The following is a 14,012-nucleotide window of genomic DNA, read 5'->3' on the forward strand; positions in this document are numbered from 1 at the left end:
CTATTGTATCACAAACTTGATTAATAGCCTAGTGGAATAGGGAAGAAAGTGGCTATTTTATTGAAAGTTTTCCTTTTATGGTATAATAGAGAAAGCGAGGACATTCATGAAAGAAAGAATTAATGAATTAAAAACAAAAATGCTGCATTTTTTTCAGCAACAAACTGCAAAATGGAAGAAAAGACTAGCAGAAAAACTAGCTAATAAGAAAACTAGTAAAAAGGAGACCTCTTCTGACAAAGTTAGAAGGGCAGGGTCTATTTTTGCTAAGGTTTTGAGTGGGTTTAAAATAGTCTTTAACACTCTCTTTATCTTAGGTTTTATCGGTGGACTGTTTGGTGCTGGTGTGGCTATGGGTTATGGAGTCGCTCTATTTGACAAGGCCCAGGTACCTCAAGCAGAAGAGTTGGTCAAGCAAGTGAAGGATATTGCCTCTATCTCAGAAATCACTTATTCTGACGGCAGTACCATTGCCTCGATCGAGGGTGATTTGTTGCGCACTTCAGTCGCTTCAGATGCTATCTCAGACAATCTTAAGAAAGCTATTGTTGCGACAGAGGACGAGCATTTTACTGAGCACAAGGGAGTTGTGCCTAAGGCCGTTATTCGTGCGACTTTGGGAACCTTTGTCGGTCTAGGCTCGTCTAGTGGTGGTTCGACCTTGACCCAGCAGGTCATCAAGCAGCAAGTGGTGGGGGATGCTCCAACTCTAGCTCGTAAGGCTAAAGAGATTATTGATGCTCTAGCTTTAGAACGGGCCATGGGTAAGGATGAGATTTTAACAACCTACCTTAACATAGCTCCTTTTGGTCGCAATCATAAAGGCCAAAATATTGCAGGTGCTCAGCAGGCTGCAGAAGGCATCTTCGGAGTCAATGCTTCGGACTTAACAGTCCCTCAAGCAGCCTTTATCGCAGGATTGCCACAGAGTCCAATCAGTTACTCTCCTTATGAATCTGATGGTAGTATGAAGAGTGATGAGGATATGGCTTTGGGGATTAAGCGTGCCAAGGATGTCCTCTACAACATGTACCGGACAGGGGCTCTAAGTCAGGAAGACTACGATAAGTACAAAGATTATGACTTTAAGAAAGACTTCCTACCATCTGGTAGTGTTAGCGGGACTTCGCGTGATTATCTCTACTATGCAACCTTGGCAGAAGCTACGGACCGCATGTACGATTACCTTGTCCAACGAGATAATGTTTCTGCGCAAGAATTAAAGAATGAGTCCATTCAGAAATCCTATCGCGATCTAGCCACTAAGGAAATTGAAAATGGTGGATATAAGATTACGACAACTATCAATAAAAATGTTCATGCTGCGATGCAAAATGCGGTTGCGACCTACGGCTATCTGCTAGATGATTCGACAGGCCAGCCTGAGGTGGGGAATGTCCTCATGGACAACCAAACGGGAGCTATCCTTGGATTTGTTGGTGGCCGTAATTATCAAGAAAATCAGAACAATCACGCTATCGATACCAAGCGTTCTCCAGCTTCAACCACGAAACCTATATTGGCCTATGGTATCGCTATTGACCAAGGTTTGATGGGGAGTGCAAGTATCTTATCAAACTATCCTACCAACTTCTCAAACGGAAATCCCATCATGTATGTCAATAGTCCTGGTACAGGTATGATGACACTGGGAGAAGCCCTTAACTACTCATGGAATATCCCAGCCTACTGGACTTATCGTACGCTTCGAGAGAAGGGTGTTGATGTCAAAGGCTATATGGAAAAAATGGGTTACGAAATCCCAGAATATGGGATTGAAAGTTTACCGATGGGTGGGGGATTGACGTTACAGTTGCCCAGCATACCAACGGGTATCAAACTCTGGCCAACAATGGAGTTTACCATAAGAAACATATGATCGCGAAGATCGAGTCAACGGATGGCCGACTGGTATACGAGCACAAGGATGAGCCTGTCCAAGTTTATTCAAAAGCGACAGCAACCATCATGCAAAGTCTCCTTCGGGATGTTATCTCATCTCGGATTACCTCAAGTTTCCAGACAGACTTGGCTACCATCAATCCCAGCCTCGCTAGTGCCGACTGGATTGGAAAAACTGGTACAACCAATGAAGATGAAAACATGTGGCTTATGCTTTCTACGCCTCGCTTGACTTTGGGTGGCTGGTTAGGTCACGATGATAATCGACCACTTGCCAAAGGAGCAGGCCACTACCGCAATGCCAACTATATGGCCCACTTGGTCAATGCTATCCAGCAAGCTGAACCTGGAATATGGGGGAATGAGCGCTTTAATCTTGACTCAAGTGTGACCAAGTCACAAGTTCTCAAGTCGACAGGGGAGAAACCGGGCAAGGTTTCAATCAATGGCACAGAAGTCAACGTTTCCGGTTCTACCGTAACAAGTTACTGGGCTACTAAAGAAGGGGCGCCAGTAACCACCTATCGCTTTGCTATTGGAGGAAGCGATGCAGATTATCAGAATGCTTGGAAGAATATTCTAGGAAGCATTCCAGCAGTAACTCCTCCAAGCTCAAGTAGCAGTTCGGGAACAACAAGTTCGAGTGGAAATACTCAAAGTGGTTCTTCAGGACGTTCACGTCTATTTAATCGCTAAGAAAGAGTAGTAGCAAGGTTAGTAATTTCTCCTTGTTGCTACTTTTTTCTTTGTTGGTTTCGTGTTACAATAGGAGTATGAATCATTATCAGAAAAAGATTGTTAAGGGAACACTATACTCGCTACTCTCAGGCCTAATCTGGGGGATCTGCGGGATTTTAGGAGAGTATTTTTTCACTCATTATCCAGTGTCTTCTGGATGGATTACTTCTATGCGTTTACTAGTGGCGGGGAGCTTGGTTTTAGGTCTATCGGCCTTTCAGTTGCGCACTCGATTATTGGACATCTGGCGAGATAAGAAAAATTATCTACCTTTTTTAGCCTATGCTATTCTAGGTATTTTTTCTGTGCAGTTTTTCTTTTATCTCTGCGTTGAGTATTCCAATGCGACGACGGCGACCATTTTGCAATTTATCAGCCCTGTTTTTATCCTGTTTTACAATCAAATCATTTACCAGAAGAAGGCTTCAATTACAGCTGTTTTCTATGTTTTGATTGCCATGCTAGGTGTTTTTTTGATGGCTACAAAAGGAGATTTGTCCCAATTATCCATGACACCTTTGGCTCTAGTGACAGGTTTGCTCAGTGCAGTAGGGGTTATGTTTAATGTTATCCTTCCCCAACGCTTTGCACGGCGCTACGGTTTCGTTCCGACTGTTGGTTGGGGGATGATTCTGGCAGGGCTCTTTAGTAATTTCCTTTACCCTATTTATCGGATAAGTTTTCAAGTGGATCTGGTAAGTGTGCTGATTTGTCTGACGATTGCCGTGTTTGGAACTGCTTTTGCCTTTTTCCTATCTATGAAGGCTGTATCACTCGTTTCCCCGCTGGTTGTATCGGTGGTGAGTGCTAGCGAACCTCTTTCTTCAGCATTATTAAGTGTTCTTTTTCTGGGATTGGTCATGGATGGTTTTTTGGCCTTGGCTATGGTGTTGATTATCGTTCCGATGATTTTCTTATCTGTAGAAGAAGCAAAACAAGCCAAGTAAAGATGCTTATTTGATAGTTGAGGCTTCAAATTTGAGGCCTTTTTTGGTAGAATAGGTATCATTATAACGAACCAGGAGGCGCCTATGACTGCTACGAAAATGAACGCTCAAGAAATTATCCAATTTATCGCCAATGCGGAAAAGAAAACCAGTGTCAAAGTAACTTTTGAGGGAGAACTTGCAACTGCTGTGCCTAGCTCTGTTGTCAAACTAGGAAATGTTTTATTCGGGGACTGGAAGGACGTGGCTCCGCTTCTTGAAGGTTTAGTAGAAAATCAAGATTATGTTGTCGAGCAAGATGCTCGTAATTCTGCAGTTCCTTTGTTAGATAAACGTGCGATCAACGCTCGTATCGAGCCAGGTGCTATTATCCGTGACCAGGTTGAAATTGGCGACAATGCTGTTATCATGATGGGAGCAGTTATCAATATCGGTGCTGAAATTGGTGCTGGAACTATGATTGACATGGGTGCCATCCTTGGAGGTCGCGCCATCGTTGGGAAAAACAGTCACGTTGGTGCAGGTGCAGTTTTGGCAGGTGTGATTGAGCCAGCTAGTGCTGAACCAGTCCGTGTCGGAGACAATGTTCTTATCGGGGCTAATGCAGTGGTTATCGAAGGAGTCCAAATCGGTAGTGGTTCAGTTGTCGCAGCAGGAGCTATTGTTACCCAAGATGTTCCAGAAAACGTGGTGGTAGCAGGTGTTCCGGCTCGTATCATCAAAGAAATTGATGCCCAAACCCAACAAAAAACAGCGCTAGAGGATGCGCTTCGTACCTTGTAATGGTAAAAGTAAAAAAGAGGCGGAACCCTTTTTCCAGCCTCTTTCTGCTATCAAAAGGAGGATCGATAGATGTTAGATTTGATTCAGATTAGACGAGATTTACACCAGATTCCAGAGATTGGCTTGGAGGAGTTCAAGACTCAGGCTTATTTGCTGGATGTGATTGAAAAATTGACTGCGGGTAAGGATTTTGTTCAAGTTCGAACTTGGCGAACAGGGATTTTGGTCTACCTGCAGGGAAGTCAGCCAGAGCGGACCATTGGTTGGCGGACAGATATTGACGGCCTGCCTATCGTCGAACAAACAGGACTGCCTTTCGCCTCTCAACACCAAGGTCGCATGCATGCTTGTGGCCATGATTTTCATATGACTATTGCCTTGGGCTGTCTCGAGCGCGCCCTTGAGGAGCAACCCAAGAATAATTTGCTCTTCCTATTTCAGCCTGCTGAGGAGAATGAAGCCGGTGGTATGCTCATGTATGAGGATGGTGCTTTTGGGGACTGGTTGCCAGACCAGTTTTATGGCCTTCATGTTCGTCCGGATCTGAAGGTTGGACAGATCGCGACCAATACCCATACGCTCTTTGCAGGGACCTGTGAGGTGAAGATTCGTTTCAAAGGAAAAGGAGGACATGCAGCTTTTCCGCATGAAGCCAATGACGCCTTGGTGGCTGCTAGTTACTTTGTAACCCAAGTACAGTCAGTTGTCAGCCGCAATGTCAATCCCATCGAGGGAGCAGTGGTGACCTTTGGCCTTTTCCAAGCTGGAACAACCAACAATGTCATTACAGACACAGCTTTTTTACACGGAACCATTCGAGCCTTGACCCAGGACATGAGCCTCCTAGTACAAAAAAGAGTCAAGACAGTCGCAGAAGGTGTTGCAGCAGCCTTTGATATGGAAGTCGAAGTGGAACTCAAACAAGGAGGCTACCTGCCTGTTGAGAACAATCCAGCCTTGGCGCGTGAACTGATGGACTTTTTTGAAGAGAAAGACGGAATCGAGTTGATTGATATCGAGCCTGCTATGACGGGTGAGGACTTTGGTTATCTCCTTTCGAAGGTAGATGGCGTTATGTTCTGGCTAGGTATCGATAGTCCCTACGCCCTTCATCACCCTCAGATGAGTCCTAAGGAAGAAGCCATAGCCATTGGGGTAGATGCGGTCTCTAGTTTCTTGAAAAAGAAGGCAGCAGAGTAGAGGAATTGTCTATGAAAGCAGAACTACGCAAGAAAATTTTGCAAGAAATGAAGGCTCTATCTCAGGAGCAAAAACAGCCTATGGATCGCGCTTTAACCAAGCGTTTCTTAAAGCATCCTTTTTACCAAGAAGCCAAGACCGTCGCAACCTATCTCTCTTTTGCTCATGAGTTTCAAACGCAGGAACTGATTGAGCAGGCGCTGAAGGACGGCAAAAAGGTTCTGATACCCAAAACATATCCCAAGGGGCGCATGAACTTTGTGGTCTATGATCCGCAGCAGTTGGCAAAAACTTCCTTTGGCTTACTGGAACCGCAAGGAGACTTGGAAGTGGTGGAACCGTCTCAGATTGATTTAATTCATGTTCCGGGTTTGGCTTTTACAAGAGAGGGGTATCGGATCGGATATGGTGGAGGATATTATGACCGCTATCTGGAACATTTTGCTGGGCATACCATGAGTACAATCTATCCTTGTCAAGTTCAGGAGTTTAACTTGGAAGACCATGATATTGCCGTTCAGGAGGTGCTAATAGATGAAGGAAATCTTTGATAAACATTATCCTGTGACGAGTTTTTTCCTCCTAGTGACAGCATTGGTATTTTTCTTGATGCTGATTACTACGGGTGTCAACTTTGATCAGGCAAAAACTCTTTTTCAGTTTGGAGCTATGTATGGACCGATCATTCGCCTGTTCCCCGAGCAGATTTGGCGCCTTTTTTCGGCTATCTTTGTGCATATCGGGTGGGAACATTTCATTGTCAATATGATTTCACTCTACTTTCTTGGACGACAGGTGGAGGAGATTTTTGGTTCTAAGCAGTTTTTCCTTCTTTATCTCTTATCAGGAATGATGGGCAATCTCTTTGTTTTTGCTTTCACACCGAAAGTCCTAGCAGCAGGTGCCTCCACTTCTCTCTATGGATTATTTGCTGCGATTATCGTTTTGCGCTATGCGACTCGCAGCCCCTATATCCAGCAGTTGGGGCAATCCTACCTGACGCTTTTCGTGATCAATATCATTGGAAGTATTCTGATTCCAGGAATCAGCCTAGCAGGGCATATTGGTGGCGCAGTAGGCGGTGCTTTTCTAGCAGTCATTTTTCCAGTTAAATGGGAGAGAAAGATGTATAGTACCAGCCAGCGAATCGGGGCAACCGTACTTTTTATCGCACTAGCCATTTTCCTTTGCTATAAGGGAATGAACTATGTGTAGGGGGATAGTTAAAAAGCTACTCATTTTTTGAGTAGCTTTTTATGTAGATTGGAACCATTCGAAACAACACAGCTCTAAAACAATGCGATTTTGCAACGAAATGCTGGATATGGTTTTGGAACCATTCGAAACAACACAGCTCTAAAACAACCTCACAGAATGATGCAGAAAATATCTTGTTTTGGAACCATTCGAAACAACACAGCTCTAAAACAGATGGCATTGATAAAGGACGTGTTTACAAGTTTTGGAACCATTCGAAACAACACAGCTCTAAAACCGTCTTTGATAGAATCATTCTTATTATCCCGTTTTGGAACCATTCGAAACAACACAGCTCTAAAACAAAGAGTTAGTCTCTATCGCTGAGCTTATCGTTTTGGAACCATTCGAAACAACACAGCTCTAAAACCTGTGATACGCTCGTTTAACTTAGCGACTTCGTTTTGGAACCATTCGAAACAACACAGCTCTAAAACCCATCAGGTGGTAGGTATGAAAATTATCGTGTTTTGGAACCATTCGAAACAACACAGCTCTAAAACGTGACTGAAAGCAGGTAGAGAGTGAAATAGGTTTTGGAACCATTCGAAACAACACAGCTCTAAAACTTGTAGTATGATTCCCTAATAAAATCAACTGTTTTGGAACCATTCGAAACAACACAGCTCTAAAACCTCGTAGAAAAATTTTTCTCACGAAATTTCGTAATCGCGCCATTCGTCCCAGCCAGACTTCAGCTCGTCAGGTTCCAATTGTTACCCTTATTATACCATATTTTCAGGGTTCAAGAAATAGTCTTGATCCAGCACATATTGAGGAAAATCATAGACTTTTCGAGGTTCGACAAATAAGACCCTTAGTTGATTGAGTTGGATGTACTCTATCAGATTTACTAACTCAACCTTTGATAGATAGGCGGTCGCATTGATGAAGACAAGGAGTTTCTTTTTGGAAAGATATTTAAAAACCTGGACAATTTCTAGCATCTTTTCGAAAGGTGTATCACTCAGAGTTTCAACTTTGACCCCTAGAGCATCGATCAACTCCAGAATGGTGATTTCGTCGTATTCTAGGTCTAATTCGTTTTCCAAGCACTCAAATGCCAGTAGTTCTGTAATCGTAGAAACCAGCTTTTCAATCATGGATTTGACTTCGGGCTTGTCATTGAGCTGATTTTCAAGATCTGCATGTATCAACTTGAGCATGGCGGGTGAGTTGAGATTGTATCCTAAGACATCCGTTATCACTAGTAACTCGGCCTCTTTCAGAGCTTTTAGATTTCTATCAAACAACTTCAACTCCCCATCATCAGTATATTGGTAGAACTGCTTGACGATAGTCGAAAAGGTAAACTGGTCTTCCAGGACTAAAAAGGTTGCATTTTCAATAGCCAATGGTTCATCCAATAATGGGAAATTAATCTTCATCTCCAGGCTCCTCTCCTAGAAAAACTAAACGTGCGTCGGAGTTTGCTACGCTGGTATTTCGCTCGCCATTTAAGTAGATCATACGAGAAAACTGCTTTTCTGTAACGGTTAAGAGAGTAATGCTTCCTTTTTTAGGATTATGAGTCTTGAGTCGCTCAATCATGGCGTTATTAGCAGAGTTATTGAGCAAGAGCTTGCTATAGATGGAGAATTGGTGCATGATAAATCCCTCATCTATGAGAAACTTACGAAATTTCCGATAGGCCTTGCGTTCCTCTACGGTATCAACGGGCATATCAAACATTAAAATCATACGCATATATCGATAACTCATATCCTAAACTCAGGAACTCCTTTCTCCGGTTGATTGAGAGCTTGTATGACTTTCTTAGTATAATCGCTGACGATATTGGACAGGTACATATCTTTGCCATTGTAGTGGAAGGTATCTGAGAAAATAGTGAACAGTTCTCGCTTGATTTTGACAAAGGAACTGCTTCGATTTTCATAGACGATTCTATCAATAATCGGACGAAAAGGCTCCATAATATCGCTAGCTAGGTTGAATTGATTGAACTGGTTGGCATGTTTCAAGCCAAACTGGGTCATACAACCAGACAACACAATCTCACGCGCAAACATACTCAAAATTAAGGTGTAACCGTAGTCTAAGGCAGCATTGACATCATTATCTTGCTCACGACTAAAGTCATTTCCAAATAAGGTGTTAAAATAAATCCGAGCAGCATGACCCTCACGATTGTTAGGATCAAATAAATCCAAACCATGATAGAGATCGATGACGGACTGAGATTTTTCTAGAAAACCACAACTCTCCAGATAAAAAGCCTGATTGAGAATTTTTTGTGCAATAATGGTGGTCCAAACTTGTGCTTTAACCTCGTCGCTCCAAGCAATTTGCCGAGAGAGTTGTAAACTGGAATCATGCCGACCGTAGTAGGGCATTAAGTATGCCGTTGGCAAGCGTTTATCATCACAAAAGATGACCAGAATATTTTCATCCACCAAGCGTTTTATCAGCATAGTGGAGAGAACGATATCCGTCGTCTCCAAAAGTAGGATGTCCACCTCGGACAGGTGAATCAACTCTGTCCGAGAGGCATCTTTAAAAATTAAGTGATTATTCTTGTAGGAAAGTTTAGAGTGCGTATTGACAACAACGGTTCTCCATCCCATTAGTCTTCTCCTAGTTTGCTTAAATCAATCCGAGTCTCGTAGAGACCAGTGATGGATTGGTGAATGAGGGTGGCGTTGAGGAATTTCTTGTCTGGTTTAGGACGCATTCTTGCAACGGTATACTTATTATTAAAGAAATCATTGATGTCTTTTGGAGCACCACTTTTGACAAAGCTAAACATTTTAATGAAATTATCATAAAAATATTTGATGACTTCCTCGCTACTATCAATTTCTTTAATCTTTCTCTCGTTATATCCTTTTATAAGATTTCTTAACGATGTAGTGTCGCCCAACATTTTTTGTGAGAAAGCCGATAACTGGTTCGAAATATTATCAAATTCTTCCTTGTGTTTGAGTATGAAATTTTGGCTTTCTTTTATTGCACTTTCAGATTTTAAATCCATCAAATTTGATTTAGTCAAAAGTCGTCTCATATGGAAAAACAATTCATTCTGAGTTTTTGTTAATTTAAATTGGGTAGCTTTATGAAGGTTTGACTTGCTTTCAAATAGCATCCTTGTTCCATCATTTTTCTGCATTAGTGAATATTTTGGAACTCCATAGAAGGCTAGAACACGATTTATATTATTCTTTTTAAGAAAACCGTTTTCTGAAGTATCATTTAAGAATTGAAATGGATTATTATTAAATTTTTTATAATCTATGATAAAAATGTCATGGAATTCTTTTACAGTTTCTATTTTACCTTTCTTTTCATTAAATCGTTCTGCAATTATGATAATAGATAAGGCAGAATTCATTGGCCCATAACCTCCATATATGGAAGTATCTAAAGATGAAACTTTTGTTTTTAGTGGATAGCGATTATTGGCAGCAATTTGTTTATTAAATTTTCCAACAGGATTTTGATTATAAAATGCTCCTTTTTTAATCATTGTACGTTTGACGAAGTTGACTTGAGAGTTGTAGATGACCTCTTTTATGATTGGCAAATCCCTATTACAATCCCAAATGTCTTTACTAACTTTAGAATCTGGATTATTAAAGAATCTCATGATATTAGAATAGAGATGCTTTCTTATCGTTGCTTTATTCTCTTCATGTCGATTAAAGTGAGCATGGTGGCCATATATCAATTCAGGAGCTAATTTTGGATAGGCTTTAAGAAGAGTTTGTCCTACAACAACGGCTAGATAAGCATCATGAGCATGGTGATAATCATTCAACTCACGTATTTTTGCAATATGAAAGGTATTTCTAAAATTGGTAATTAGTTGAGATTTTAAAGCAATGATTTTGGTGTCTAAAAAACGATTATCTAGTATGCGAGCAACGTGTTTTATAATTTGTCGTGTTTCGACTAATTGACGTTCAATAAAGCCAGCTTTCATGCTCTCGGTCAGAACACCATCAGGAGTTCGTTCGCTAGTAGTTAACCTTTGATATTTCGTTTGAGAAATTAACTTGGCATTATATAATTTCTCCCAGAAAGGTTTCATATTAGCAACCGTCTCTTTGTCTGGTATATTATTCAACTTTCGTTGATTGTTTTCCCTATGCGTTAATACTTTATTATCAATCGAATCAATTGGTAAAAAACTATAGGGGATAATATGATCGACTTCGTATTGATCAAGCTGGTCTCGGTATAAGGGGGTAGGGCTTCCGGTTTTATCTAGGGAATACATGTCCTTTCCATTTTGAAGATAATATAAATATAATTTCTCAGATTGTAGTTGTTCGTCTGAATGAGGAACCTTCCCATTTTCTAATACACTATTTTCAATATTTTTTAGTGCAGATTCTAATTTAGTTTTACGAGTTTTTGCCTTTTTTTGTCCCTCTTCGGTAGTCATATTTTCACGAGCCATTTCAATAACGATATTTTGGGGTGGATATCCTATAATTTGAACCAGTTCATCAACAATTTTAATACTATTTAAAATTCCTCGTTTGATAGCTGGACTACCAGCTAATTTTTTAATTTCGTCAAATACATCATCTTCAACAGTTGATTTAGATTGAATGGTTTTGATAGCAGAATCAAAGGATAAAGTGCTATCAGATATGAGCTGAGATAAATTACGATTTTCATCATCGTTTCGAAGGAACTGCATTAAATTAAAACCTGTATCCTCGTCGCGAATGTCTAATAATAACTTAGCTGAATAACGTCCCCAGCCAGTATAGCGTAATTTTGAGAGTTGATTAATTCTCTCTTCATTTAAAAATTCAAGATGTCCAAAATATTTTATAAGGTAATTTTTAATAGATTTTTTATCATCAAAAACAGTAATAACTTTGACAATCTCTTCTAACTCTTTTTGATAGATTTCAGAATCGAGTAATTCTTCTGAAAAAATAGTTTTTAAATCATTATATGTTTTCAAAGTAGAATTAAGGGATTTGCCTTTTTCAATTCCCGAAACAATTTCAACCGCTTGTAAATTTGTGTAATTCTCCAAGTAATCAAGGAGCATTGCAGAACTAACACGTTTATTATTCGTTTTAAATAAGTTATTGATTATTTCTTGTCGGAGCTCTGAATCGAAAAAGTGAGTCTTCCCATATTTATCTTTGTACTTAACCCGAGTTAGTTCATTTTGGAGCATGACTTCTTCATAGATCAAACTACGTTTTGGTAAAACTTTTTCATTTAAGAGAATAATATCATTTCCTATTAGATTGGTGATGAATGCATCTCTAGTTTCATCCATATTTATCAGTTTTTGATAGTTCCAAGGACGTATTTTCCCATTTCTAGTATCTTCATCATTATCATCTAAAATATCTTGGCTAATCGTTCGTTTAATCCAACCAAATCTACTATTATTTCCTTTTGACAGAGGACCAACATAATAAGGGATTTTAAATGTCAAGATAGATAGTAATTTATCTTTGTTTTCTAGCAGAAAAGGATAATCCTCCCCTTGCCTGTCTATAATTTTTTCTAGTTCATAAGCGTGAATTTGATTAGGAACAGCTCCATTATCAGTTGTACGGAGTTTTCTTAAAAAGGTTCCGTCTGATATTTTATTAAGAAAATATTCTGCCCCTTCAATACCAGTTATTTTCCCACTAATATAGTCATAAAAATTTTGTTGTATTGTTTTTTGTTTCTGTGGATTAGTTAATACCATCTTATTAGATATGTATCCAACATATCCCTTTGTTTCTTTATCTACATCAAATCCATTTGGTGTTTTTCTGCCAAAAATATCTAAGTAATCCTGTTCAGATAGATTTTGTTTAACAAAAGATTTGAAACGTTGTAAATCTTTACGGTGTTCCTCGTATCGCTCGACCATAGTAGCAGAGAAGCGAGCACGAGTTGTTCCAGTGTATGTTAGCATACCAGATAGAAGTATAGTATCACGTAAAACTTTTAGTTTGGCAAATACATCGGAAAAGTCTTCTTCTAATGAGCCAAGAAAATTTTCTAGATTTTCATCATAGTTTTCTTTAGAGAAATTAAGATCTGGTTCTTCTTCTAATTCAAAACAATCTTTAAATTTCGTTTTTAAACCAAATAATAGCTGTAATAGTTGTTTGAAAATACTTTTGTCTTTTTTAAGAAGCTCTTGTTGAAAATAGGATAGTATTTTTTTAACTTTTTCTTGTCTGTTATCACTGGATTTAAATATAGCTACTATAGTTTTAGATTCATCAGAGATTTCCAAATCGAAAACTTCTTGACAAGATTCAATGAAATCAATCCAAGAGTTTTGCATATTGATATTATTAGGATTAATCCTATCTAACGTTAAAAAATGTCCCCTATACTTTAAAATATGTGATATGGCCATGTAAACTTCACGAATATCGGCTACAGGAGAGTTTTTATCTGCATCAGCTAAGTGTTTTCGTAAATGGTAAATCGTAGGGTATTTCTTGTGATAGGCAGTCTCTAGTTCTTTATCACCAAAAAATGGCTGTTTGATCTGTAGTTCCTCACTTTTATCACCAAGCACCCTAAAACTTTCGTCTAATCTACGATAAAAATTTTTATCTACTTTTTCAATCTCTTTTTGAAAAATATCTCGTAAATACGCAATTCTATGATTTCTTCTATCAATCCTACGGCGATTAACACGAAATACCCGAGTTCCTTGAGCTGATTGAGCAGGCACAAAGGTGGTAGATCCGATTAAATTTTTCTTTATTTTTTCTTTTTCTGTATTTCCTAAAACTTTAAATTTAAAAGCAGGTACTCGATAATCATCAGTTACAACAGCATAGCCAACTGATGATACACCTATATCCAAGCCGATTGAATAATTCTTATTAAATTTCGCCATAAAACTACTCCTTGTCTTGATTTTTGTTTTTATTTTTTGTATAATAACTGTGTTGGAACTATTCGAGACAACACAGCCAAAAGATTTTTCTTTTGAGTTAAAATATGGTTATCCATAATCAGTTATGCGCACCGATTCGGTGCTTTTTATTTTATTATACTAACTCATTGTACTCCTATTTTTATAAAAAAACAAATAATATCGTAGCGCTTTCATAGAATTCGAGATCAATTCGATGGAGCTTGTAAGTGTATTAACCGAGAAATACGATTTCCTTTTGAGAGTATATATGTTCGGGATGATAGCAATACAAAATAAAAAGAACTGGGATAATTATG

9 protein-coding genes, 1 pseudogene and 1 CRISPR repeat array are annotated in these 14,012 nt (G+C 39.3%); of the genes and pseudogenes, 6 read left to right on the top strand and 4 right to left on the bottom strand.

Annotation, left to right across the window (positions count from 1 at the left end; genetic code table 11):
- Positions 1 to 106 precede the first annotated feature (106 nt).
- From pbp1b to SORDD15_RS09220, 6 genes and pseudogenes are all read left to right on the top strand, one after another.
- A pseudogene (gene pbp1b / locus SORDD15_RS09195) lies at positions 107 to 2,598 on the top strand (penicillin-binding protein PBP1B).
- A 77-nt stretch (positions 2,599 to 2,675) separates the two neighbouring features.
- Positions 2,676 to 3,587, top strand: a complete 912-nt coding sequence (locus SORDD15_RS09200; protein ID WP_061416593.1) for a DMT family transporter — start codon at positions 2,676 to 2,678, stop codon at positions 3,585 to 3,587.
- A gap of 84 nt (positions 3,588 to 3,671) precedes the next feature.
- Complete coding sequence (gene dapD / locus SORDD15_RS09205; protein ID WP_000127447.1) at positions 3,672 to 4,370, top strand: 2,3,4,5-tetrahydropyridine-2,6-dicarboxylate N-acetyltransferase; 699 nt, start codon at positions 3,672 to 3,674, stop codon at positions 4,368 to 4,370.
- Between the two features lie 69 nt (positions 4,371 to 4,439).
- Positions 4,440 to 5,570, top strand: a complete 1,131-nt coding sequence (locus SORDD15_RS09210; protein ID WP_061416595.1) for an N-acetyldiaminopimelate deacetylase — start codon at positions 4,440 to 4,442, stop codon at positions 5,568 to 5,570.
- A gap of 11 nt (positions 5,571 to 5,581) precedes the next feature.
- On the top strand, positions 5,582 to 6,121 hold the full coding sequence (locus SORDD15_RS09215; protein ID WP_061416597.1) for a 5-formyltetrahydrofolate cyclo-ligase: 540 nt from the start codon (positions 5,582 to 5,584) through the stop codon (positions 6,119 to 6,121).
- Positions 6,105 to 6,785: a rhomboid family intramembrane serine protease gene (locus SORDD15_RS09220; protein WP_061416599.1), complete on the top strand. Its 681-nt coding sequence runs from the start codon at positions 6,105 to 6,107 to the stop codon at positions 6,783 to 6,785. Before SORDD15_RS09215 ends, SORDD15_RS09220 begins: the two co-directional genes overlap by 17 nt.
- A gap of 45 nt (positions 6,786 to 6,830) precedes the next feature.
- A CRISPR array of direct repeats spans positions 6,831 to 7,462; the repeat unit is 36 nt; unit sequence GTTTTGGAACCATTCGAAACAACACAGCTCTAAAAC.
- A gap of 90 nt (positions 7,463 to 7,552) precedes the next feature.
- Here SORDD15_RS09220 and csn2 read toward each other — a convergent pair.
- The 4 genes from csn2 to cas9 are packed head-to-tail and all read right to left on the bottom strand — an operon-like array spanning position 7,553 to position 13,674.
- The gene (gene csn2, locus SORDD15_RS09225) at positions 7,553 to 8,215 is read right to left on the bottom strand and encodes a type II-A CRISPR-associated protein Csn2 (RefSeq protein ID WP_061416601.1); all 663 of its coding nucleotides are present in this window, start codon (positions 8,213 to 8,215) and stop codon (positions 7,553 to 7,555) included.
- On the bottom strand, positions 8,205 to 8,549 hold the full coding sequence (gene cas2, locus SORDD15_RS09230) for a CRISPR-associated endonuclease Cas2 (protein ID WP_007519928.1): 345 nt from the start codon (positions 8,547 to 8,549) through the stop codon (positions 8,205 to 8,207). Before cas2 ends, csn2 begins: the two co-directional genes overlap by 11 nt.
- Complete coding sequence (cas1, locus tag SORDD15_RS09235) at positions 8,546 to 9,412, bottom strand: type II CRISPR-associated endonuclease Cas1 (protein ID WP_061416602.1); 867 nt, start codon at positions 9,410 to 9,412, stop codon at positions 8,546 to 8,548. Before cas1 ends, cas2 begins: the two co-directional genes overlap by 4 nt.
- Entirely contained in the window at positions 9,412 to 13,674 is a 4,263-nt protein-coding gene (cas9, locus tag SORDD15_RS09240) for a type II CRISPR RNA-guided endonuclease Cas9 (protein ID WP_061416605.1), read from the bottom strand. The genes cas1 and cas9 overlap by 1 nt, the downstream gene beginning before the upstream one ends.
- Positions 13,675 to 14,012 lie beyond the last annotated feature (338 nt).

Origin of the sequence: Streptococcus oralis (assembly GCF_001578935.1) — a bacterium.
Lineage (GTDB): Bacteria > Bacillota > Bacilli > Lactobacillales > Streptococcaceae > Streptococcus > Streptococcus oralis_R.

What these genes read in the sequence shown, in the direction of transcription:
- SORDD15_RS09200 (WP_061416593.1), top strand. Translation starts at nt 2,676, where the DNA reads ATGAATCATTATCAGAAAAAGATTGTTAAGGGAACACTATACTCGCTA.
- dapD (WP_000127447.1), top strand. Translation starts at nt 3,672, where the DNA reads ATGACTGCTACGAAAATGAACGCTCAAGAAATTATCCAATTTATCGCC.
- SORDD15_RS09210 (WP_061416595.1), top strand. Translation starts at nt 4,440, where the DNA reads ATGTTAGATTTGATTCAGATTAGACGAGATTTACACCAGATTCCAGAG.
- SORDD15_RS09215 (WP_061416597.1), top strand. Translation starts at nt 5,582, where the DNA reads ATGAAAGCAGAACTACGCAAGAAAATTTTGCAAGAAATGAAGGCTCTA.
- SORDD15_RS09220 (WP_061416599.1), top strand. Translation starts at nt 6,105, where the DNA reads ATGAAGGAAATCTTTGATAAACATTATCCTGTGACGAGTTTTTTCCTC.
- csn2 (WP_061416601.1), bottom strand. Translation starts at nt 8,215, where the DNA reads ATGAAGATTAATTTCCCATTATTGGATGAACCATTGGCTATTGAAAAT.
- cas2 (WP_007519928.1), bottom strand. Translation starts at nt 8,549, where the DNA reads ATGAGTTATCGATATATGCGTATGATTTTAATGTTTGATATGCCCGTT.
- cas1 (WP_061416602.1), bottom strand. Translation starts at nt 9,412, where the DNA reads ATGGGATGGAGAACCGTTGTTGTCAATACGCACTCTAAACTTTCCTAC.
- cas9 (WP_061416605.1), bottom strand. Translation starts at nt 13,674, where the DNA reads ATGGCGAAATTTAATAAGAATTATTCAATCGGCTTGGATATAGGTGTA.